Raw genomic sequence first — 21,184 nt, 5'->3', positions numbered from 1 at the left:
ACCGTCAGAGGGAAAACCCCCGTCATAAAGCGATCAGTTCGCCTGTTTTTTTTCTACCGTGTCGGATGCTTCGCGCTCCGCCACTTCTTTATTTAACGCTTCGATTTTCGCCATCATAATTTCGCGGCAGTGCGTTGCCAGTTTACGCACCTGCTCTTTACCATACTGGCTGGTATCTATCGGCGGCAGCATTTCGACAATCACCAGGCCGTTATTCCACCGGTTTAATTTAATTTTATTACTGGTGTTGGAAACGCACACCGGAATTACCGGTACGCCGGCAGCAATAGCGGCATGAAAGGCGCCGGTTTTAAACGGCAGCAATCCGCGCCCACGACTGCGGGTTCCCTCCGGGAACATCCACACGGATATGTTGCGTTTCTGCATTTGCGACACAACCTGTGAGATAGTGCTGTGCGCTTTGGCTCGGTTATCCCTGTCGATCAACAGGTTGCCGGCTAACCAGTATAACTGCCCAAAGAAAGGGATCCACAGCAGGCTTTTCTTGCCCACGGTGACCGTTGGCGGCTGCACAATGTTCGCAGCGGTAACCATATCGAAATTATTCTGGTGGTTACCGATATAAATTGCGGTCGGGTGGTTTTCAGCGCCTGCGGGTAAACGGGTTTCTACCTTCAGGCCAAATACCGGCGCAAGACGCCCAAAGAGATGGCCGAAAGTCGCCACATGGCGCGGATTACGCGGGCTAAATAAGCAGTAGATGCAGCCTAAAATGCATACCAGGATGCAATAAATCACAACAATAATAAAACGAACGATGGATAGCATAACGACCTCTGAAACCTGAACCGCTAACAAGTATGACCTGCTTTAGCGCAAAACACACCGTTCGGGCGACAATACTGCCGCCCGACATCGGCTACTCTTCGCTGTCGCCAACGCCTGCGCGAACCGGCGAATCAACTTCCACACGATCAATGCGTTGCAGGCCGCGCATCAGCGTACCGCGACGTCCACGCTCGCCGGTAATTTTCTGAAGTTCTTCCGGACGCAGTTTAATCTTACGTTTGCCCACGTGCAGCGTAACGGTGCTGAGTGGCGGCAGAATAAACAGATGCGCCAGCTTATCTTCCCCTTTCGCCGCTTCTGCGGATGGAATGGAGATAATTTTATTGCCTTTCCCCTTCGACAGCTGCGGCAGATCGCTCACCGGGAACATCAGCATACGCCCAACGGCGGTGATCGCCATCAGCATATCGTCTTCACTGGTGATTTCCATTGGCGGCAACACCCGTGCGTTCTCCGGCAAGGAAATCAGCAGCTTACCTGCACGGTTACGCGAAACCAGATCGTTGAAAGTACAAACGAAGCCATAGCCCGCGTCGGAAGCCATCAGCAGTTTCTGCTCGTCCGGGGCCATCATCACATGCTCTACGGTAGCGCCCGGCGGCGGCGTGAGCTTGCCTGTTAACGGTTCGCCCTGCCCACGCGCCGAAGGCAGCGTGATCGGGTCAAGCGCATAGCTGCGCCCTGTTGAATCGATAAACGCTACCGGCTGGTTGCTCTTGCCCTTCGCGGAAGCCAGATAGCTATCGCCCGCTTTGTAGTTAAGCCCCTGCGCGTCAATGTCATGCCCTTTGGCGCTGCGCACCCAGCCCATTTGCGATAACACAATCGTCACCGGCTCGGATGGCGTCATATCATGTTCGCTCATCGCTTTAGCTTCTCCGCGCTCGTGCAGCGGGGAACGACGATCGTCGCCATAGGCATCGGAATCGGCCTGTAGCTCTTTCTTCAGCAGCGTGTTCATTTTGCGCTCGGAGGCCAGGATGCTCTGCAGCTGGTCGCGCTCTTTTTCCAGCTCGCTCTGCTCGCCGCGGATTTTCATCTCTTCGAGCCTGGCAAGATGGCGTAATTTCAACTCAAGGATAGATTCAGCCTGCGTTTCGCTCAGCGCAAACCGCTCTATCAGCACCGGCTTCGGCTCATCCTCGGTACGGATGATATGAATCACTTCATCAATATTGAGGAATGCCTTCAGCAAACCTTCAAGGATATGCAGGCGCTTGAGCACTTTTTCGAGACGGTAATTCAGGCGACGACGCACCGTATCGCGACGGTAAACCAGCCACTCGCTGAGAATTTCGAGCAGATTTTTCACCGACGGACGATTATCCAGACCGATCATATTGAGGTTAACGCGATAGCTCTTCTCAAGGTCGGTGGTGGCGAACAGGTGGTTCATCACCTGATCCATGTCCACGCGGTTTGAACGCGGCACAATCACCAGACGCGTCGGGTTTTCATGATCGGATTCGTCGCGCAGGTCTTCAACCATCGGCAACTTTTTGGCGCGCATCTGGCTGGCGATTTGCTCCAGCACGCGAGCGCCAGAAACCTGATGCGGCAGCGCGCTGATCACCACGTCGCCTTCTTCTTTTTTCCATACGGCGCGCATACGCACAGAACCACGGCCGTTCTGGTAAATTTTACGGATTTCAGCACGCGGCGTGATGATTTCGGCTTCGGTCGGGTAATCCGGGCCATGAACGATATCCAGCAGCTCATCGAGAGTTGTTTTTGGCCGATCGATAAGCGTAATGGCGGCTTTCGCCACTTCCCGCAGGTTGTGCGGTGGAATATCCGTCGCCATCCCGACCGCAATACCGGTGGTGCCGTTCAGCAGAATGTTTGGCAGACGCGCAGGCAGCGTTTTTGGCTCCTGGAGCGTGCCGTCAAAGTTCGGCGTATAGTCAACGGTGCCCTGGCCCAGCTCACCCAGCAGCACTTCTGCGTATTTAGACAGGCGCGATTCGGTATAACGCATCGCCGCGAAGGATTTCGGGTCGTCCGGCGCGCCCCAGTTCCCCTGCCCGTCCACCAGCGGATAGCGATAAGAGAAAGGCTGCGCCATCAGCACCATTGCTTCGTAGCAGGCACTGTCGCCGTGCGGATGGTATTTACCCAGCACGTCGCCTACGGTGCGGGCAGATTTTTTGAATTTAGCGCTGGCGCTGAGTCCCAACTCCGACATGGCATAGACGATACGGCGCTGCACGGGCTTAAGCCCATCGCCAATAAACGGCAACGCGCGGTCCATGATGACGTACATGGAATAGTTGAGATAGGCATTTTCCGTGAATTCGTGCAGCGCAAGGCGCTCTGCACCATCATGAGTTAAATCACTCATTAATTATTCATCCTCAAACTGACGAGCCGAGTGTGGCCACAAACGGCATAATTGCCGCCGATAGTACCTTATCTGGCCTGCCGAGTCACAGGAAGGAATAGCTTTGCACGGAGGTTTAACGCCGGTGAATAAAAGAGAGCGAGCCGCACCAGACGGCTCGTTGCAGACTGATGATAAACGCTCAACCAGCACAGGTTGAACCTATACCACCGAATAAAAAATAAGGAAAATCAACGGATTGATTTTCGGCTGATAACCACAAAGAAGGAAAAACCACGCTTTTTCCTTCTTTGTCAGCCATCTAAAGCGAGCCGCATCAGACGGCTCGTTGCGACTTTACTTCATTATGGTGATTTGCTTGACGTCAATTTCAACAGAATTCTGGTCTTTGTCCACTTCGCCCTGGATCTCCACGGTATCCTTTGGAGTAATGGTCTGCCCGTTCCAGCGCTTGTTATCGATGTCCACATTTACCGTGCCGGAAGCATCCCGGAAGACGTAGTGATCCCCGCCTATACGCTGTTCAATCTTGCCGCGCAGCGTAACCCGGGTGTCGTCAGAAAACGTTTTGGCTTTTTCTGCCGTGGTTACCGTACCCGTTGGGCCAACAAACCCACCAGATGCAGGCGCCTGCTGCGCTGTAGCTGGCGCGTTCGGATCCACAAAACCACCTTGGTTCGCAGCTATTGCAGGTGCGGCGGAAATAGCGAGTACGGTCAGTATAGCGGCTATTTTTTTCATCCTTTATTTCCCTCATCGGTATGTCGTAAAACACAAAGATCTTAATACGATCTTAACCTCGATACGTAAAAACGCTTTTTTTATTGAATCGCACCAGGCACGTTGAAGCGCTCTGGCAGCGGCTGCGGATAACCCAGCAGTCGGAAGATTATTGCTCGTCTGGCAAAAGACTTTGCACATTCTGACCATTCTAAGGTGATGACGTTCGCGTTAGACTCCGAGCCAAACGCAATGATTCGAGGAACGACGATGAGCAATATCCTGATTATCAACGGCGCGAAAAAATTCGCCCACTCTAACGGCCAGCTAAACGATACCCTGACCGAAGTCGCGGAAAGCTATTTGCGCGATCTCGGACACGACGTTCAGGTTACCCGCACGGACGGCGAGTACGACGCAAAAGCCGAGGTCGAAAAATACCTTTGGGCCGACACCGTAATTTACCAGATGCCCGGCTGGTGGATGGGCGCCCCCTGGACCATGAAGAAGTACATTGATGATGTCTTCACCGAAGGTCACGGCTCGCTGTATGCCAGCGATGGCCGCACCCGCTCTGATGCTGAAAAGAAATACGGTTCCGGCGGCCTGATTCAGGGCAAAACCTATCTGCTTTCCCTGACCTGGAACGCGCCGCTACAGGCCTTTGAAGATAAAGAGCAATTTTTCCACGGCGTCGGCGTTGACGGTGTGTACCTGCCGTTCCATAAAGCCAACGAATTTCTGGGTATGAAAGGCCTGCCAACCTTTATTGCTAACGACGTCATGAAGGTGCCGGACGTTCCACGCTTTGTTGCAGAATATCGCAAGCATCTCGGCGAAATTTTTGCTTAACTGTTGGCCTGCTTACAAAAAGGAGTTAGCCATGTTGACAGTGATAGCTGAAATTCGTACCCGCCCGGGCCAGCACCATCGTAAGAACGTTGTGGATGCGTTTGCGAAAATTATTCCGACCGTGCTCGAAGAAGAAGGTTGCTACGGCTATGCGCCCCTGGTCGATCATAATGCACAGGTCGCGTTCCAGACTACCGCCCCGGATTCCATCTTTATGCTGGAGAAGTGGGAAAGCGTTGCCCATCTGGAAGCGCATCTCGCCACGCCGCACATGAAAAACCACAGTGCCGCAGTGAAAGATGACGTGCTGGATACCCACATCCACATTCTGCAAGACGCGATAAAGTAATATTGCGCTTCGCAAACAAAAAGGGAGAAGACAGATGACAAACCTCATAGCTTACGAAGTTCTGAAAAATGTCACCCTTAAATTAACAGCAAAATCAATTCGTTGATTTTCGGCAAATAACTACAAAGAAGGAGAAACCACGCTTTTTCCTTCTTTGTCAGCAATCTGAAGGGAGCCGGTTTTTATACCGACTTCCTTGTTCTGATTCGCGTATCGCTACACGTCCAGCTCGGCCATATCGCCTTTTTCCTGTAACCAGTTACGCCGGTCTTCGGAACGTTTTTTGGCGAGCAGCATATCCATTATTGCCAACGTCTTATCGCTGTCTTCGTCGTTGATGGTGAGCTGCACCAGACGACGCGTATTCGGATCGAGCGTGGTTTCGCGCAGCTGCAGCGGGTTCATTTCACCCAAACCTTTAAAGCGCTGTACGTTCGGCTTGCCCTTCTTACGCTTAAGCTGTTCCAGCACACCAGCTTTCTCTTCTTCATCGAGCGCGTAGTACACTTCTTTACCCAGATCGATACGGTACAACGGCGGCATCGCCACGTAAACGTGACCGTCTCTGACCAGCGAGCGAAAGTGGCGCACAAACAGCGCGCACAGCAGCGTAGCGATATGCAGGCCATCGGAGTCCGCATCCGCGAGGATACAGATCTTACCGTAGCGTAGCTGGCTTAAATCTTCGCTGTCAGGATCGATACCGATCGCCACAGAAATGTCGTGCACCTCCTGCGAGGCCAGCACTTCATCAGAAGAGACTTCCCACGTGTTCAGGATCTTACCTTTCAGCGGCATGATCGCCTGATATTCACGATCGCGTGCCTGTTTTGCCGAGCCGCCTGCGGAATCCCCTTCGACAAGAAAGAGTTCGGTGCGGCTGAGATCCTGCGCGGTACAGTCGGCCAGTTTGCCGGGCAACGCCGGGCCGCTGGTTAACTTTTTACGCACCACTTTTTTGGCCGCGCGCATACGACGCTGGGCGCTGGAAATCGCCAGCTCCGCCAGCTGCTCCGCAGCCTGAACGTTCTGGTTCAGCCACAGGCTAAATGCATCTTTCACCACGCCGGAGACAAAAGCGGCGCACTGGCGGGATGAGAGGCGTTCCTTGGTCTGGCCGGCAAACTGCGGATCCTGCATTTTTACAGAAAGCACGTAGGCGCAGCGTTCCCAGATATCATCCGCCGAGAGTTTGACCCCACGCGGCAGGATATTGCGGTATTCGCAAAATTCACGCATCGCGTCAAGCAGGCCCTGGCGCAGGCCGTTGACGTGCGTACCGCCCTGCATGGTTGGGATCAGGTTAACGTAGCTTTCGGTCAGCAGTTCACCGCCTTCCGGCAGCCACAGCAGCGCCCAGTCAACTTCTTCAGTATCGCCTGCAAAGTTGCCGATAAACGGCGCCTCCGGCAGCGTAATAAGCCCGTTTACCGCTTCGCTCAGATAATCCTTCAGCCCGGCTTCGTAGCACCAGCGCTGTTCGGTATTATTAACTTTATCGGTAAAGGTAATTTCAACGCCCGGACAGAGCACCGCTTTAGCTTTCAACAGGTGGCTTAAGCGTGAAACGGAGAAGCGCGGGCTGTCGAAGAATTTTTCATCCGGCCAGAAGTGAACGCTGGTGCCGGTATTGCGTTTGCCGCAGGTGCCGACAACTTTCAAATCCTGCACTTTGTCGCCGTTTTCAAAGGCGATACTGTAGACCTGGGCATCGCGGCGCACGGTAACTTCCACACGTCTGGACAGGGCGTTAACGACGGAAATCCCTACCCCGTGCAGACCGCCGGAGAACTGATAGTTTTTGTTGGAGAATTTTCCCCCCGCGTGCAGGCGGCAGAGGATCAGTTCGACCGCGGGCACGCCTTCTTCGGGGTGAATATCCACCGGCATACCGCGTCCGTCATCGATAACCTCTAATGACTGGTCAGCATGAAGAATGACATCAACACGCTTAGCATGGCCTGCCAGCGCTTCATCCACGCTGTTATCAATGACTTCCTGGCCCAAATGGTTTGGACGTGAGGTGTCGGTGTACATCCCCGGACGGCGGCGAACCGGCTCAAGCCCGGTGAGAACCTCAATGGCATCGGCGTTATAACTGGATTGCGTCATGGTTTATTCGTTCAGATAGCGAAACAGGGAATCGGCCGACCCGGCCTCAATGCAGACCGAGGAAGTCGACAAGCTGTGTGAAATAATCTTCGAAGCCCACAAAGGCGTGATTGCCGCCGGATTCAACCGTCTGGCGACAGGAGGTGTAGTAAGCCACCGCCTGGCGGTAATCAAGCACTTCGTCACCCGTCTGTTGCAGCAGCCAGATGAGATCGGGCGCTTCAAGCGGGTCAACCTGCATGACTTTAAGATCGTAAATATGGCGAGACTCTAGCACATATTGCTGGCCGGTGTAGGGGTTCTCGTTGGTGCCGAGATAATCCGCCAGCAGTTCAAAGGGCCTTACCGCCGGGTTTACCACTACGGCGGGCAGCATAAAACATTGCGACAGCCAGGTGGCGTAGTACCCGCCTAATGAAGAACCTACCACGCCAAGCGGCTCGCCGCCGTGCTCAAGCACCAGCGATTCCAGCAGATCTGCCGCATCGGCAGGGTATGGCGGTAGCTGAGGCACTATCATCTCTATATGCGGATAGCAGTCCGCAAGCCACGCCTGCAGGCTGGTCGCCTTTGCTGAACGCGGAGAACTGTTGAAGCCGTGCAGGTAGAGTAATGCTGACATCAGTACCCTTCTGAAGCGGTATCAGGGTTAAATACTGCGCCTTTCAGACGGCATACCTCGGTGGTAACGACGCCGTCCGGATGCAGTTCCACCCAGCGCCAGCCTGGCTCAATGGTGTCCAGCATGAAGTTGGCGCTGTGGGGCTTAAACTGCACGCAGGTAGAAGGCGTGGCCAGCATACGACGACCGTTCCAGTCGAGGTCTAATTCCTGATGAATGTGCCCGCACAGCAAGGTCTTAACCCGAGGGAAATTGACCAGCACGTTATCCAGCTCTTGCGCGTTACGCAGGCTGTGTTGATCGAGCCAGCTACATCCAGCCGGCACCGGATGATGATGAAGCAATAAGAGCGTGTGACGTTCAGGCGCGGCGGCTAGTTTACGTTCCAGCCATTCAAGCTGATAATCGCTCAGCTCGCCATGAGGTACGCCAAAGACCTGGCTGTCCAACAGGACGACTTGCCAGCTATCGCCGATATAGACAAGTTTCGAGGGAGAGATCCCCGCATCCTGTAGCGCGCCGTACATGGCCGGTTGAAAGTCATGATTGCCCGGCAGCCAGACGCAGGGCGCAGCGATTCGTGCAACTCCCTCAGCAAAGTGCTGATAGGCTTGCGCGCTATGATCCTGGGCAAGATCCCCGGTGGCGACAATCAGATCGCAATGCTGCGCCTGCTCGAGGATAGCGGCGAGCACCGCCTGATAACTCTCCCAGGTGTTGATGCCAAGCAGCGTTTCATCCTTTCCAGAGAATAGGTGGGTATCGGTAATTTGCAGTATCCTGATACGGCCCCCACCGGCCACAGGAAGATTTAACAGGCTTTCCAAATGGTGTCCTTAGGTTTCACTCTCTCTAACAAACCGGAACCGCCATCGCTCCATGCGCTAAACAGTAGCGCAGCCAATCAGCAAGAAACTGGTTAATTTGATGCTTTTCGTCGCGCTGATGCAACTTTTTATTAGGATAATCATAACGTGCTTTGAAGCGGAAGATCTGCTGGCTTGAACACACTTCCGCGACCATCGCGTCATGGTAAAGCCTAACGGACATGGATGGCAGGCTCCAGTAGCTCACGCTGGGCGCGGTCTGTTCTATTTCAACAAGCGTAGTGTAGCGGGTGGACTCAAGGACGGTCAGCCGATATCGGGCGCTATTAACCTGATAGGTTACGTTTTCACCTGGCGCATCGTTACGCGGCAGCAGGCGGCGCAGCTGGGCGAAATTGGTTTCGCACAGGCGCATCATTTCAGGAAAGTCAGGCGTATAGCGCTTCATAGTTAGTCGTTCCACTCATTTCGCAGTTTCTCATAATGCAGTTGCAGCCATTGCAAAGCGATGACTGAAGCAGCATTGTCAATGTACCCCTCTTCTACTAGCTGGTAAGCCTTTTCCCGGCTCACCACATGAACACGAATATCTTCGTTTTCATCCACCAGACCGTGAATACCTTCAGCGGTGGTGGCATCCACTTCGCCCACGAGTATGGAGGAGCGCTCGCTGGTTCCTCCGGGGCTTGCCAGGTAGCTGAGCACGGCTTTTGTGCGCCCAACCAGTAATCCTGCTTCTTCTACGGCTTCCCGTCGCGCCACATCCTCGACGCTTTCGCCTTCTTCAATCATGCCGGCAATTAACTCAAGCAGCCATGGCGTGTCGCTTGTGTCGTAAGCGGCAATGCGAATCTGCTCGATCAGCACCACTTCATCACGCACAGGGTCATAGGGTAGCAGCACTGCGGCGTGCCCGCGTTCAAAAATTTCACGCCGAACTTCACCGCTCATTTCGCCGTTGAATAAACGATGACGGAACCGATAAAGATCCAGTGAAAAAAAGCCGCGATAAAGCGTTTCCCGTGCAATAATTTCCACATCGTTTTTGGCTAACGTGACCAGCTTATTTTTAGGCTTACACATAATGGTGTCCTGATGGCTTATGGTAACGAAATGAGCAATTTCAACCCCGATTAACTACCGTTTCCTTATCGATGTGATAGATTGTTGGAAATTCCGGACGGATGGCACTTTACGCCAACCAACCCCGTTGGCGGACTCTGCTAGAATCGGCAAATATTTCGCCTCAAACAGCGCTAACAAAAACAATTTTGCTTCACAACAAGGAATGCACATGAAGAAACTGCTCCCAATCCTTATCGGTCTGAGCCTAACGGGTTTCAGCGCCATGAGCCAGGCGGAAAACCTGATGCAGGTTTATCAGCAGGCGCGTCTTAGCAACCCGGACTTACGTAGATCCGCTGCAGACCGTGACGCCGCATTCGAAAAAATTAACGAAGCACGCAGCCCGTTATTACCGCAGCTCGGCCTTGGTGCAGATTATACCTACAGCAACGGCTATCGCGATGCGAATGGCGTAAACTCCAACGCCACCAGCGCCTCTTTGTCTTTGTCACAAACCATTTTTGATATGTCGAAATGGCGTGCGCTGACCCTGCAGGAAAAATCTGCTGGTATCCAGGATGTCACCTACCAGACCGACCAGCAAACGCTGATCCTGAACACCGCGACGGCCTATTTTAACGTGCTGAGCGCCATTGATGCACTCTCCTATACCGAAGCGCAGAAACAGGCGATTTACCGTCAGTTAGATCAGACGACCCAGCGCTTTAACGTAGGCCTTGTAGCCATTACCGATGTACAGAACGCCCGCTCGCAGTACGATAACGTGCTGGCAAACGAAGTGACCGCGCGTAACAACCTGGATAACGCGGTAGAAAATCTGCGTCAGGTTACCGGCAACTACTATCCTTCCCTGGCTTCTTTGAACGTTGATGGTTTTAAAACCAACAAGCCGGATGCGGTAAATAACCTGCTGCAGGAAGCTGAAAAACGTAACCTGTCGCTGCTGCAGGCCCGCCTTTCTCAGGATCTGGCTCGTGAACAAATTCGCTATGCGCAAACAGGCCATATGCCAACCGTCGGTCTGACCGCGTCCACCGGTGTGTCTGACACCAGCTACAGCGGCTCAAGAACCAATGGCACCCAATACGACGACAGCAATATGGGCCAGAATAAAATCGGCCTGAACTTCTCCCTGCCGTTGTACAGCGGTGGCTCGGTGACCTCACAGGTTAAACAAGCGCAGTACAGCTTTGTCGGCGCCAGCGAGCAGCTTGAAAGCGCGCACCGTAGCGTTGTGCAAACCGTTCGATCTTCCTTTAACAACGTGAACGCCTCTATCAGCACCATCAATGCTTACAAACAGGCCGTTGTGTCTGCGCAAAGCTCTTTCGATGCGATGGAAGCAGGTTATTCCGTGGGCACGCGCACCATTGTTGATGTGCTGGACGCCACCACGACGCTGTATAATGCGAAGCAACAGCTTTCCAGCGCACGCTATAACTACCTGATCAACCAGCTTAATATTAAGCAAGCTCTGGGTACGCTTAACGAGCAAGACCTGGTTGCGCTTAACGCTACGCTGGGTCAGCCAGTGCCCACCACGCCAGAAAGCGTGGCGCCAGAAACGCCGGAACAGAATGCCCGCGTGGATAATTTCAGTGCGGATAACGCTGCAACCGGTACTGAAGCATCCGCTCAGTCCGCTCCTGCTGCGCAGCCTGTAAAAGCGACCGGCAGCAATTCTCGTAATCCATTCGGGAAGTAGTCACACTAAAAGGGGTATGCCAGCATACCCCTGTCACAACTTGCGCTCCTGAACGTAAGGCAACGTAAAGATCCCCCCGCAATCGCTCGCAATCATCCGCCATCGCTTTAATTTCAACCATTCATCCCCTATCCTAAGCACAACATTCGCTATTCCTTTGGGCTCAGGACTGATAAATGAAACGGACAAAAACTATAAACCACGCGTCGTTCCGTAAAAGCTGGAACGCCAGACATTTAACGCCGGTTGCGCTAGCCGTTACCGCCGTATTTATGCTTGCGGGCTGTGAACAGAACGACGAAACAGTCTCCATGTACCAGAACGCGGATGACTGTGCCCAGGCAAACCCTGGCAAGAGCGCGGAATGCACCACCTCCTACAATAACGCCTTAAAAGAAGCAGAGCGCACCGCGCCTAAATACGCTTCCCGTGAAGAATGTATCGCTGAGTTTGGTGAAGGACAGTGCCAGCCGGCACCTGCCCAGGCCAGTATGGCGGGTGAAAATCAGGCGCAGACTCAACAGAGCGGCAGCTTCTGGATGCCGTTGATGGCCGGTTACATGATGGGCCGTCTGATGGGCGGTGGCGCGGGCTTTGCCCAGCAGCCTCTGTTCTCGTCCAAAAACCCGGCCAGCCCGGCTTACGGTAAATATGCCGATGCCAGCGGTAAGAGCTACGGCGCGGCAACGCCTGGCCGTACCGCTACCGTTCCGAAAACCGCGCTGGCGCCGAAACCTGCCACCACCAGCACGGTCACGCGCGGCGGCTTTGGCGAATCTGTCGCGAAGCAGACTTCAATGCAGCGCAGCAGCGCTACCGGTTCCTCCCGTTCAATGGGCGGCTAAGGATTATGGAAAGAATCACCATTAGCGAACGCCCGGACTGGCGCGAAAAAGCCACGGAATATGGTTTTAACTTCCATACCATGTACGGCGAGCCGTACTGGTGTGAAGACGCTTATTACAAACTAACGCTCCCGCAGGTCGAACGCCTGGAAGATGTCACGGCAGAGCTGCACCAGATGTGTCTGCAGGTTGTTGAAAAAGTGGTAAGCAGCGACGAGCTGTTGGCTAAGTTCCGCATCCCGAAACACACCTGGGAGTTTGTGCGTCAGTCCTGGCGTACCCAGCAGCCTTCGCTTTATTCCCGCCTCGATCTGGCGTGGGATGGCGTGGGTGAACCTAAGCTGCTGGAAAACAATGCCGACACGCCAACTTCCCTTTACGAAGCCGCGTTCTTCCAGTGGATCTGGCTCGAGGATCAGACGCAGGCAGGAAATCTGCCAGCGGATAGCGATCAGTTCAACAGCCTGCAAGAAAAGATCATCGAACGCTTTGCCGAGTTGAAACAGCTGCACGGCTTCAACCTGGTGCATTTCGCCTGCTGCCAGGACACGGTAGAAGATCGCGGTACCGTACAGTACCTGCAGGATTGCGCCGCTGAAGCCGATGTAGCCAGCGAGTTCGTCTATATGGAGGAGATAGGCCTGGGCGAAAAAGGCCAGTTTACCGACCTGCAGGATCGGGTTATCAGCAATCTCTTCAAGCTCTATCCGTGGGAATACATGCTGCGCGAGATGTTCTCCACCAAGCTTGAAGATGCTGGCGTACGCTGGCTGGAACCTGCCTGGAAAAGCATTATCTCCAACAAAGCGCTGCTGCCGATGCTGTGGGAAATGTTCCCGGATCACCCTAATCTGCTGCCAGCTTACTTTGCAGAAGATGACTATCCGGCAATGGATAAATACGTCGTTAAACCTATTTTCTCCCGCGAAGGGGCAAACGTGAAAATCATCGAGAACGGTCAGGAAGTTGCCCGCGTCGATGGCCCTTACGGCGAAGAAGGTATGATCGTCCAGCAATTTTACCAACTGCCAAAATTTGGCGATAGCTACACGCTTATCGGTAGCTGGCTTATCAACGATCAACCTGCCGGGATCGGCATTCGTGAAGACCGCGAGCTTATCACGCAGGATCTTTCACGCTTCTACCCGCATGTGTTTGTAGAGTAAGAAAAAGGCGCGTTTATCCGCGCCTTCAGATTGCTGACAAAGAAGGAAAAGCGTGGTTTTCCCTCCTTTGTGGTTATCAGCCGAAAATCAATGAATTGATTTTGCTTATTTTTAAATGACGACACCCTTTAGTCTTGTGAACCTGGAAGGTTCGTCATCAGTCTCAAGGCGCGTTTATCGCGCCTTTTTTATCAACCAATCTGCACCGAAAGCATACTCAACGATCCCATATCAATGCCGTCCACCGGGATCGTAACAGGCTCTTCCCCGTCCCACGCGCCAAGCACATACAGCAAAGGCAGGTAATGTTCTGGCGTCGGGTTCGATAGCGATCCACCCTCATGTTGCAGATAGTTCACCAGCGGATGCTCTGCCGCTGGCCCCTGCCAGGTGAGATTATCTTTCACATACTGATTGAAAGCGCTGGCCCACGGATAAGGCGTGTTTTCACCATGCCAGCGAGCGGTACGCAGGTTATGCACCACGTTGCCGCTGGCAACCAGCATCACTCCCTGCTCACGCAGCGCAGCCAGTTTTCGACCAGCCTCATAATGCCAGACAACCGGCTTCGTGCTGTCGATACTTAACTGCACCATCGGGATATCCGCTTTCGGGTACATTTTTATCAGCACGCCCCATGAGCCATGGTCGAATCCCCAGGCTCCTTTATCCAGCGTGACAGGATTCGGTGCCAGCAGATCGACAAGCTGCTGCGCCAGTTCCGGAGAACCCGGCGCCGGATAATGCGTGTCATACAACGCCTGCGGGAACCCGCCAAAATCATGGATGGTTTTTGGCGCTTCCATCGCGGTTACGCCGGTACCACGCGTGAACCAGTGTGCAGATATCACCACAATCGCTTTCGGACGTGGCAGTGTTTCTCCCAAATGACGCCAGGTCTGGGTATAGTGGTTATCTTCCAGCACGTTCATCGGGCTTCCGTGACCAAGGAATAGCGCGGGCATACGTTGGGCAGTCATCGTCGTGTCCTTAAGCGGATAAAATCTGATGGCACAACATTACGCCCAATCGGCATGGGAAGAACTCAGATAAGCATGATGAAGATCGTCAGAAAATTTGAATGTTGCGATGAGGAACCGTAAATGTCCGTACCCTTGATCCTGACCCTGTTAGCCGGAGGGGCCACTTTTATCGGCGCCGTTTTGGGTGTAATCGGCCAGAAGCCGTCGAATCGGGTACTGGCTTTTTCGCTCGGATTTGCCGCCGGAATTATGCTGCTTATTTCACTAATGGAAATGCTGCCGGCGGCGCTGCATACCGCAGGCATGTCCCCCGTGTTGGGTTACGGCATGTTTGTTCTCGGGCTAATGGGCTATTTTGCGCTCGACCGTAGCCTGCCCCACGCACATCCACAGGATCTGGCGGACGGCACGTTACAGACAGGTAATCTGCGCCGCACCGCGCTTCTGCTAACGCTCGGTATTAGCTTGCACAACTTCCCGGAAGGTATTGCGACCTTTGTAACAGCCAGTTCCAATCTCGAACTCGGGATGGGGATTGCCCTCGCTGTCGCATTACATAACATTCCTGAAGGCCTGGCGGTCGCAGGTCCGGTTTATGCCGCTACGGGGTCGAAGCATAAAGCGATTATCTGGGCGGGCGTTTCAGGGCTTGCGGAAATTTTTGGCGGCGTGCTGGCCTGGCTGGTTCTTGGCACGATGATCTCGCCGGTAGTAATGGCCTCAATCATGGCGGCCGTCGCAGGGATTATGGTGGCGCTGTCGGTGGATGAACTGATGCCGCTGGCAAAAGAGATCGATCCGCATAACAACCCAAGCTACGGCGTGCTTTGCGGTATGGCGGTGATGGGGCTGAGCCTGACCTTACTGCAAACGAGCGGAATAGGTTAATAAAAAACCCGGCAGTTAACCGGGTTTTTTTATGTCATTTAGCTGGCTTTACGCTCGTGCGTCTGGCGGTATGCCACCAGATCCTCAATGGTCACGACGGCCATGTTATGCTGACGGGCAAAGGTGATGCATTCTGGCGCTCGCGCCATGGTGCCATCGTCGTTGGTCAGCTCACACAGCACGCCGGCTGGTTTGAAACCTGCAAGCGTAACCAAATCAATGGTCGCTTCAGTATGACCGCCACGGGTTAACACGCCGCCTGGCTGAGCACGCAGTGGGAATACATGTCCCGGGCGGTTCAAATCGCCTGGTTTAGCGTTGTCGGCGATAGCGGCACGCACGGTTGTCAAACGGTCAGCCGCAGAAACGCCGGTAGTTACGCCGTGCGCCGCTTCAATGGTGACGGTAAAACCGGTGCCGTAAGCGCTGGTGTTATTATCAACCATCATCGGCAGATCGAGCTGTTTACGACGTTCATCGGTCAGGCACAGGCAGACAATGCCGCTGCCGTGACGAATGGTCAGCGCCATTTGCTCAACGGTCATGGTTTCGGCAGGGAAAATCATGTCACCTTCGTTCTCGCGATCTTCATCATCGAGAACCATCACGCCGCGGCCTTCGCGCAATGCAGCAAGTGCATGTTCTACGCGCTGAGTCGGGGTGCCAAATGCAGAAAGTAGCGTCTGATTCATGGTAAAAAAACCTCATTAAAATTATGGTTACCAGAATCAGGGCAGTCTTAGGAGCTATAAAAAATAACGTGGGCAGGCCGGGGCCTGTCTTTGTCGTTACTCTCTCCCATCCGGACTTTAACCGTCGGCCCCGGAATTACACCGGATCTGCTGACCTCCGAAGCGTTTCGGAGCGCTCGCGGGCTTTCAGCGTACGCTGATTTACCGCCGGTGGGGAGTTTCACCCCGCCCTGAGAATAAGCAGACTTACTATAGCGCCGATGATTTTCTCTGGCAACGCCATTTGAGGTTTATCACCCGGCAATCAGGTATTACAATTAAGCTATTCACGCAGGTTAAATGGAAACCATTATGATTGACCCGAAAAAAATTGAGCAGATCGCCCGTCAGGTTCATGAATCGATGCCGAAAGGGATTCGTGAGTTCGGGGATGATGTCGAAAAGAAAATTCGTCAGGTTTTGCAGGCACAGTTAACGCGCCTGGATCTGGTGAGCCGTGAAGAGTTTGACGTGCAGACGCAGGTGCTGCTGCGTACCCGGGAAAAAATGGCGTTGCTGGAGCAGCGTTTAAGCGAGCTGGAAAATCGCCCGGCAGCCGCACCGGTGCCGGCTGTAGTTCCACCAACAGAACCACAGATGTAAAAATCGCCCCGCCAGGGGCGTTTAGGTTGCTGACAAAGAAGGAAAAAGCGTGCTTTTTCCTTCTTTGTGGTTATCAGCCGGAAATCAATCCGTTGATTTTCCTTATTTTTTTACTCTTCGGTAGACGTTCAACCTGTGTTGGTTGAGAGTTTGTCATCAGTCTGAACGCCCCCGCCAGGGGCGTTTTTTTATGCTTCATGGCTTTGGATTTTTTTAATGATATTGGTGGTTGAACACCCGTCTTCAAAATTCAGAACCATGACTTCGCCGCCGTTCGCCCACACTTCTTTACTGCCGGCGATATCGTCAGGCTTGTAGTCGCCGCCTTTCACCAGCAGATCCGGCAGGATCTCACCGATCAGGCGCTGCGGGGTATCTTCCTCAAACAGCACAACCCAGTCCACCGCTTCCAGCGCGGACAGCACGATCATACGCTGATCCTGCGGATTTACCGGGCGGGTTTCCCCTTTCAGACGTTTGGTTGAAGCATCGCTGTTTACGGCCACAATCAGACGGTCGCCAAGTTTGCGCGCGTTCGCCAGATAAGAAACGTGGCCCGCATGCAGAATGTCGAACACGCCATTGGTCATGACGACTTTCTCGCCGCGTTTACGCGCGCTGGCAACGGCAACTTTCAGTTCTGCTTCGGTCATCACGCCAAAACCGGTATCAGCCCGGCCACGTACCGCGTTTTCCAGTTCAATCGGGGAAACGGTCGACGTACCGAGTTTGCCGACGACCACACCCGCCGCCGCATTAGCAAAGTAGCAGGCTTCTTCCAGAGAGTTACCCGCCGCAAGCGTTGCCGCCAGTACGCCGATTACCGTATCGCCTGCACCGGTCACATCGTATACTTCCTGCGCCAGAGTCGGCAGATGAACCGGCTCAAGGCCGGGCTGCAACAGCGTCATACCCTGCTCTGAACGCGTCACCAGCAGCGCGGACAGATCGTAATCCGTAATTAACTGCATGCCGCGCTCCACCAGTTCAGCTTCGCTTTTGCATTTACCCACCACCGCTTCAAACTCAGAAAGATTAGGTGTCAAAAGCGTTGCGCCGCGGTAGCGCTCGAAATCGGTCCCTTTGGGATCGATAAGCACCGGTACGTTGGCCGCGCGAGCAAGGCTAATCATCTGGCGAATACTTGCCAGCGCCCCTTTCGCGTAATCAGAAAGCACCAGCGCGCCAATGTGCGGCAAGGCCTGATTAATGCGTTCGTGCAGCGGCTCAGGATCAACGCCTTCAAAACCTTCTTCAAAGTCCAGACGGATCAGCTGCTGGTTGCGGGAAAGCACGCGCAGCTTGGTAATCGTGGGATGAGTCGGAACTGAAACAAAGTCGCATTTGACGTTCACACCCGCCAGCGTCTGGCTTAACGCGCGCGCGGCGTCATCGATGCCGGTCAGCCCAACCAGGCGGGAATTCGCGCCGAGCGAAGCGATATTCATCGCCACGTTGGCAGCGCCGCCAGGGCGTTCTTCAATGGTTTCCACTTTCACCACCGGCACCGGGGCTTCCGGGGAAATACGGCTGGTTGGGCCATACCAGTAGCGATCGAGCATTACATCACCAACCACCATGACGCCTGCACGGCTGTATTCGGGCAGCGTTACTTTCATTCCTGACTCTCCAGAGAGGGAAAAAATTTTGCGCGAGATAATATCACAATTACGTCTGCGCGCGCGTTTGCGCCTCGTCCAGCCACGCTTGCCAGCTGCGCTCAACCTGCTCGCGCTCGGCGGTAAACGCATCTGGCGCCACATTACCCGGCAGTTCCTGCAAGGCCAGATGGTGTAGCTCATCGCGCAACGTGACGTAAGCATGGGTCAGCGCTCGCGCTTCGTCATCACTCATAATGTCGTTTTGCGCCATTAATTCCAGAATGCGTACGTTATCGGACCAGCGCGTTAACTTTGGAGCCTGTGCCGCATAACGCAAAACCAGATACTGCGTGATAAATTCAATGTCGGTGATCCCACCCCGATCCGCTTTAATATCAAAGCGTCCACGGTGTTTATCCCCCAGGTGGGCGCGCATTTTTTCGCGCATTTCACGCACTTCTGTTTGTAGTTTTTCACCTTCACGCGGGCGGGACAAAATTTCACGGCGGATGGCATCAAACTCACGGTTCAAAAGCGGATCGCCGTAAACGATACGGGCGCGAACCAGAGCCTGATGCTCCCACGTCCAGGCCTCATGTTGCTGATAGTCAGCAAAGGCCTCCGCCGTTGTGACAAGCATCCCTGCCGCGCCAGATGGACGAAGGCGGGCATCCACCTCATACAGAATGCCGGACGAGGTGCGGGTACTGAATAAGTGGATAACGCGCTGGGCCAGACGGAGATAAAACTGGCGTCCGTCGATTTCGCGCTCGCCGTCGGTCATCACATCTGCCGGGCAGTCGTGCAGGAAAACTAAATCCAGATCGGAACTGTAGCCAAGCTCCCAGCCGCCAAGCTTGCCGTAGCCGATGACGGCAAACCCGCGCCCTTCCCGCTCACGCAGATGTTTTGGCTGGCCGAAGCGCGCCACCATTTGCGCCCACGCCTGCTGAACTACCGCATCGATAATCGCCTCGGCAAGCCACGTCAGATGATCGCTAACCTTCATGACCGGCAGCGTTCCGGTGATATCGGCCGCAGCCACGCGCAAAAGCTGAGCCTGTTTAAACTGGCGCAACGCTTCAAGCTGCTGCTCTTCGTCATCATCCGGAACGCGCAGGAGATACTGGCGTAGCTCGTCTTTATAAGCATCCGTCGCCGTTGGCTGATAGAGCGTGTTCGGATCAAGCAGTTCGTCCAGCAGCAGCGGATAACGCGCCAGCTGCCCCGCAATCATTGGCGACGCGGCACAGAGCGTTATCAGATGTTTAAGCGCGCCCGAATATTCCGTCAGCAGTTCGAGATAGGTTGTACGGGTAACAATGCCCAGCAGCAGCGGGAGCAGTCGCGATAGCGGTAGCGAAGCATCGCTGCGTGAACAGGCCTCGCTCAGCAGCCGCGGCATAAGCTGATCCAGCACCTGACGGCCACGCGGACCGATAGTACGTTTATCCGTATCCTGACGAAACTCGCCGACCAGCCGCAGCACTTCGCCACGCGCTTCCGGCGTCAGGTGGCTGAGTACGGCTGTGGTATCGTCCGCATCGAGCGCATCCTGCCACAGCTCACGCCAGGCCTCGGCAATTTTATCTTCGCCCGCCTCTGGCTCATCATCACCGATCAAATCGTTGAATACCTGACGCACGTCATCCATATGCGCCTGCAACGTTTGTTGTAGCGCATCCCAGCCATCTTCATTCATCGCCCAGGCAAGACGAGCACGGTTAAGCTCATCGCCAGGCAGCGTCTGGGTCTGTTCATCGTTGATACTTTGCAGCAGATTCTCCAGGCGACGCAGGTAGAGATAGGCTTCGCGCAGTCGCTGTGCGTTGCCTTCCGGCAGCAGATGCAACTGCTGGATAGCCTCAAGCGTAGGCAGCAGCGAGCGGGACTGGAGCGACGGCTCGCGGCCGCCGCGAATAAGCTGGAAGACCTGCACGATAAACTCGGTTTCGCGAATGCCGCCGGCGCCAAGTTTGATATTGTCCTTCAGGCCACGGCGGCGCACTTCACGGGCGATCATGCCTTTCATGTTACGCAGCGACTGAATGACGCTGAAATCAATGTAGCGGCGGAAGACGAACGGACGCAGCATCTTGCGCAGGTCCTGGCTCCATGCGTCGTCTGTGTCGCCCATAATCCGCGCCTTGACCATCGCGTAGCGCTCCCAGTCGCGTCCCTGTTCCTGATAATAATCTTCCAGCGCAGCAAAGCTCAGCACCAGCGGGCCGCTGTCGCCAAACGGGCGCAGACGCATATCCACGCGGTAGACAAAACCGTCCTGCGTAGGCTGGTCGAGCACTTTGATAAGTTTCTGTCCCAGACGCGTAAAGAACTGCGCGTTATCTAATTCGCGCCGCCCGCCCTGGGTCGAGCCATTTTCAGGCCAGGCAAAAATAAGGTCGATGTCGGAGGAAAAATTCAGCTCGCCGCCGCCGAGTTTCCCCATACCGAGGATCATCAGCGGCTGTGGAACGCCATCCCGATTACACGGCGTTCCCCATTCTCGGCAACATGCGGCATAAAGCCAGTCACGTGCGGCGATAATTAGCGTTTCCGCCAGCACGCTCAACTGTTGCAGTGAGGTTTCCGTAGGCACCTGTTGCAGCGTTTGCGCCCAGGCGATACGGACCATGATGCGACGGCGAAACAGACGTAGCGCTTTCATCAACGCCGCCTCGTCTTGTACGTCCTGCAGCTTACTTTGCAGCCAGGCGGCATAATGCTGCCACTCTTTTGCCTCAGGAGGACGCTGCTCCAGCTCCAGCAGCCAGGCCGGGTGCGCCACCATGCTGTCGCAGACAAAATCACTGAATGTCAGTACGGCCTGCGCCTGGGCGCTTAACCCTGGGCTATCGATCTCTTGTGGCAGACGCGGTAATACCGCCTGCAGGTGCTGCTGTAAAAGGAGCGAGTGCGGCATCATGTTATCCCGACAGTATG

19 protein-coding genes and 1 riboswitch are annotated in these 21,184 nt (G+C 54.5%); of the genes, 7 read left to right on the top strand and 12 right to left on the bottom strand.

All coding sequences use genetic code 11. The features are described from left to right. Nucleotides 1-33 precede the first annotated feature (33 nt). The 3 genes from E2L00_RS09730 to E2L00_RS09720 all read right to left on the bottom strand — a co-directional run bounded on the left by E2L00_RS09730 (nucleotide 34) and on the right by E2L00_RS09720 (nucleotide 3,892). Nucleotides 34-789, bottom strand: a complete 756-nt coding sequence (locus tag E2L00_RS09730; RefSeq protein WP_167610403.1) for a 1-acylglycerol-3-phosphate O-acyltransferase — start codon at nucleotides 787-789, stop codon at nucleotides 34-36. 91 nt (nucleotides 790-880) lie between these two features. Continuing rightward, the gene (gene parC / locus E2L00_RS09725; protein WP_167610400.1) at nucleotides 881-3,151 is read right to left on the bottom strand and encodes a DNA topoisomerase IV subunit A; all 2,271 of its coding nucleotides are present in this window, start codon (nucleotides 3,149-3,151) and stop codon (nucleotides 881-883) included. 336 nt (nucleotides 3,152-3,487) lie between these two features. After that, nucleotides 3,488-3,892: a YgiW/YdeI family stress tolerance OB fold protein gene (locus E2L00_RS09720; protein WP_167610397.1), complete on the bottom strand. Its 405-nt coding sequence runs from the start codon at nucleotides 3,890-3,892 to the stop codon at nucleotides 3,488-3,490. A 249-nt stretch (nucleotides 3,893-4,141) separates the two neighbouring features. On the opposite strand from E2L00_RS09720, the gene E2L00_RS09715 reads away from it, so the two are divergent. Continuing rightward, nucleotides 4,142-4,723: an NAD(P)H-dependent oxidoreductase gene (locus E2L00_RS09715; protein WP_167610395.1), complete on the top strand. Its 582-nt coding sequence runs from the start codon at nucleotides 4,142-4,144 to the stop codon at nucleotides 4,721-4,723. A gap of 31 nt (nucleotides 4,724-4,754) precedes the next feature. Continuing rightward, the gene (locus E2L00_RS09710) at nucleotides 4,755-5,072 is read left to right on the top strand and encodes a putative quinol monooxygenase (RefSeq protein ID WP_167610392.1); all 318 of its coding nucleotides are present in this window, start codon (nucleotides 4,755-4,757) and stop codon (nucleotides 5,070-5,072) included. 216 nt (nucleotides 5,073-5,288) lie between these two features. On the opposite strand, the gene parE is transcribed toward E2L00_RS09710, so the two are convergent. Genes parE through nudF form a run of 5 tightly spaced genes read right to left on the bottom strand, consistent with a single transcriptional unit; the run spans nucleotide 5,289 to nucleotide 9,716 of the window. Further along, entirely contained in the window at nucleotides 5,289-7,184 is a 1,896-nt protein-coding gene (gene parE, locus E2L00_RS09705; RefSeq protein ID WP_167610389.1) for a DNA topoisomerase IV subunit B, read from the bottom strand. A 46-nt stretch (nucleotides 7,185-7,230) separates the two neighbouring features. Beyond that, on the bottom strand, nucleotides 7,231-7,806 hold the full coding sequence (gene yqiA, locus E2L00_RS09700; protein WP_167610386.1) for an esterase YqiA: 576 nt from the start codon (nucleotides 7,804-7,806) through the stop codon (nucleotides 7,231-7,233). Continuing rightward, complete coding sequence (gene cpdA / locus E2L00_RS09695; RefSeq protein WP_167610383.1) at nucleotides 7,806-8,633, bottom strand: 3',5'-cyclic-AMP phosphodiesterase; 828 nt, start codon at nucleotides 8,631-8,633, stop codon at nucleotides 7,806-7,808. The genes yqiA and cpdA overlap by 1 nt, the downstream gene beginning before the upstream one ends. A gap of 25 nt (nucleotides 8,634-8,658) precedes the next feature. After that, nucleotides 8,659-9,081 (bottom strand): DUF1249 family protein, encoded by a 423-nt coding sequence (locus E2L00_RS09690; protein WP_167610381.1) that lies wholly within the window; start codon nucleotides 9,079-9,081, stop codon nucleotides 8,659-8,661. A 2-nt stretch (nucleotides 9,082-9,083) separates the two neighbouring features. Continuing rightward, entirely contained in the window at nucleotides 9,084-9,716 is a 633-nt protein-coding gene (nudF, locus tag E2L00_RS09685) for an ADP-ribose diphosphatase (protein WP_167610378.1), read from the bottom strand. Between the two features lie 205 nt (nucleotides 9,717-9,921). Here nudF and tolC point away from each other — a divergent pair, with 205 nt between their 5' ends. The 3 genes from tolC (at nucleotide 9,922) to E2L00_RS09670 (ending at nucleotide 13,435) form a co-directional block, all read left to right on the top strand. Continuing rightward, nucleotides 9,922-11,424: an outer membrane channel protein TolC gene (gene tolC / locus E2L00_RS09680; protein ID WP_167610375.1), complete on the top strand. Its 1,503-nt coding sequence runs from the start codon at nucleotides 9,922-9,924 to the stop codon at nucleotides 11,422-11,424. Between the two features lie 176 nt (nucleotides 11,425-11,600). Further along, nucleotides 11,601-12,269 (top strand): DUF1190 family protein, encoded by a 669-nt coding sequence (locus E2L00_RS09675; protein WP_167610373.1) that lies wholly within the window; start codon nucleotides 11,601-11,603, stop codon nucleotides 12,267-12,269. Nucleotides 12,270-12,274: 5 nt separating this feature from the next. Continuing rightward, on the top strand, nucleotides 12,275-13,435 hold the full coding sequence (locus E2L00_RS09670) for a glutathionylspermidine synthase family protein (RefSeq protein WP_167610371.1): 1,161 nt from the start codon (nucleotides 12,275-12,277) through the stop codon (nucleotides 13,433-13,435). 191 nt (nucleotides 13,436-13,626) lie between these two features. Here E2L00_RS09670 and ygiD read toward each other — a convergent pair whose 3' ends face one another. After that, a complete protein-coding gene (ygiD, locus tag E2L00_RS09665; RefSeq protein WP_167610369.1) occupies nucleotides 13,627-14,415 on the bottom strand; it encodes a 4,5-DOPA-extradiol-dioxygenase in 789 nt (262 codons plus the stop codon). 123 nt (nucleotides 14,416-14,538) lie between these two features. On the opposite strand from ygiD, the gene zupT reads away from it, so the two are divergent. Next, on the top strand, nucleotides 14,539-15,306 hold the full coding sequence (gene zupT / locus E2L00_RS09660; RefSeq protein WP_167610367.1) for a zinc transporter ZupT: 768 nt from the start codon (nucleotides 14,539-14,541) through the stop codon (nucleotides 15,304-15,306). 38 nt (nucleotides 15,307-15,344) lie between these two features. Here zupT and ribB read toward each other — a convergent pair whose 3' ends face one another. Beyond that, entirely contained in the window at nucleotides 15,345-15,998 is a 654-nt protein-coding gene (gene ribB / locus E2L00_RS09655; protein WP_167610365.1) for a 3,4-dihydroxy-2-butanone-4-phosphate synthase, read from the bottom strand. Between the two features lie 94 nt (nucleotides 15,999-16,092). Then, nucleotides 16,093-16,240: riboswitch (FMN riboswitch) on the bottom strand. 109 nt (nucleotides 16,241-16,349) lie between these two features. On the opposite strand from ribB, the gene ubiK reads away from it, so the two are divergent. Next, entirely contained in the window at nucleotides 16,350-16,640 is a 291-nt protein-coding gene (ubiK, locus tag E2L00_RS09650; RefSeq protein ID WP_167610363.1) for a ubiquinone biosynthesis accessory factor UbiK, read from the top strand. Nucleotides 16,641-16,828: 188 nt separating this feature from the next. Here ubiK and hldE read toward each other — a convergent pair whose 3' ends face one another. Both hldE and glnE read right to left on the bottom strand, forming a co-directional pair. Beyond that, on the bottom strand, nucleotides 16,829-18,259 hold the full coding sequence (gene hldE, locus E2L00_RS09645; protein WP_167610361.1) for a bifunctional D-glycero-beta-D-manno-heptose-7-phosphate kinase/D-glycero-beta-D-manno-heptose 1-phosphate adenylyltransferase HldE: 1,431 nt from the start codon (nucleotides 18,257-18,259) through the stop codon (nucleotides 16,829-16,831). Between the two features lie 49 nt (nucleotides 18,260-18,308). After that, nucleotides 18,309-21,164: a bifunctional [glutamate--ammonia ligase]-adenylyl-L-tyrosine phosphorylase/[glutamate--ammonia-ligase] adenylyltransferase gene (glnE, locus tag E2L00_RS09640; protein WP_167610793.1), complete on the bottom strand. Its 2,856-nt coding sequence runs from the start codon at nucleotides 21,162-21,164 to the stop codon at nucleotides 18,309-18,311. Between the last annotated feature and the right edge of the window lie 20 nt (nucleotides 21,165-21,184).

Source organism: Cedecea colo (genome assembly GCF_011808225.1).
Lineage (GTDB): Bacteria > Pseudomonadota > Gammaproteobacteria > Enterobacterales > Enterobacteriaceae > Dryocola > Dryocola colo.
The sequence above is the reverse complement of the archived record's forward strand: the minus strand, read 5'-3'. Positions and strand labels throughout refer to the sequence as shown.

Excerpts from the sequence above, each read along its gene's own strand:
- yqiA (WP_167610386.1), bottom strand. The coding sequence starts at position 7,806 with ATGTCAGCATTACTCTACCTGCACGGCTTCAACAGTTCTCCGCGTTCA.
- E2L00_RS09675 (WP_167610373.1), top strand. The coding sequence starts at position 11,601 with ATGAAACGGACAAAAACTATAAACCACGCGTCGTTCCGTAAAAGCTGG.
- E2L00_RS09710 (WP_167610392.1), top strand. The coding sequence starts at position 4,755 with ATGTTGACAGTGATAGCTGAAATTCGTACCCGCCCGGGCCAGCACCAT.
- parE (WP_167610389.1), bottom strand. The coding sequence starts at position 7,184 with ATGACGCAATCCAGTTATAACGCCGATGCCATTGAGGTTCTCACCGGG.
- E2L00_RS09670 (WP_167610371.1), top strand. The coding sequence starts at position 12,275 with ATGGAAAGAATCACCATTAGCGAACGCCCGGACTGGCGCGAAAAAGCC.
- E2L00_RS09690 (WP_167610381.1), bottom strand. The coding sequence starts at position 9,081 with ATGAAGCGCTATACGCCTGACTTTCCTGAAATGATGCGCCTGTGCGAA.
- zupT (WP_167610367.1), top strand. The coding sequence starts at position 14,539 with ATGTCCGTACCCTTGATCCTGACCCTGTTAGCCGGAGGGGCCACTTTT.
- nudF (WP_167610378.1), bottom strand. The coding sequence starts at position 9,716 with ATGTGTAAGCCTAAAAATAAGCTGGTCACGTTAGCCAAAAACGATGTG.
- E2L00_RS09730 (WP_167610403.1), bottom strand. The coding sequence starts at position 789 with ATGCTATCCATCGTTCGTTTTATTATTGTTGTGATTTATTGCATCCTG.
- ubiK (WP_167610363.1), top strand. The coding sequence starts at position 16,350 with ATGATTGACCCGAAAAAAATTGAGCAGATCGCCCGTCAGGTTCATGAA.
- hldE (WP_167610361.1), bottom strand. The coding sequence starts at position 18,259 with ATGAAAGTAACGCTGCCCGAATACAGCCGTGCAGGCGTCATGGTGGTT.
- tolC (WP_167610375.1), top strand. The coding sequence starts at position 9,922 with ATGCACATGAAGAAACTGCTCCCAATCCTTATCGGTCTGAGCCTAACG.
- ygiD (WP_167610369.1), bottom strand. The coding sequence starts at position 14,415 with ATGACTGCCCAACGTATGCCCGCGCTATTCCTTGGTCACGGAAGCCCG.
- E2L00_RS09715 (WP_167610395.1), top strand. The coding sequence starts at position 4,142 with ATGAGCAATATCCTGATTATCAACGGCGCGAAAAAATTCGCCCACTCT.
- ribB (WP_167610365.1), bottom strand. The coding sequence starts at position 15,998 with ATGAATCAGACGCTACTTTCTGCATTTGGCACCCCGACTCAGCGCGTA.
- glnE (WP_167610793.1), bottom strand. The coding sequence starts at position 21,164 with ATGCCGCACTCGCTCCTTTTACAGCAGCACCTGCAGGCGGTATTACCG.
- E2L00_RS09720 (WP_167610397.1), bottom strand. The coding sequence starts at position 3,892 with ATGAAAAAAATAGCCGCTATACTGACCGTACTCGCTATTTCCGCCGCA.
- parC (WP_167610400.1), bottom strand. The coding sequence starts at position 3,151 with ATGAGTGATTTAACTCATGATGGTGCAGAGCGCCTTGCGCTGCACGAA.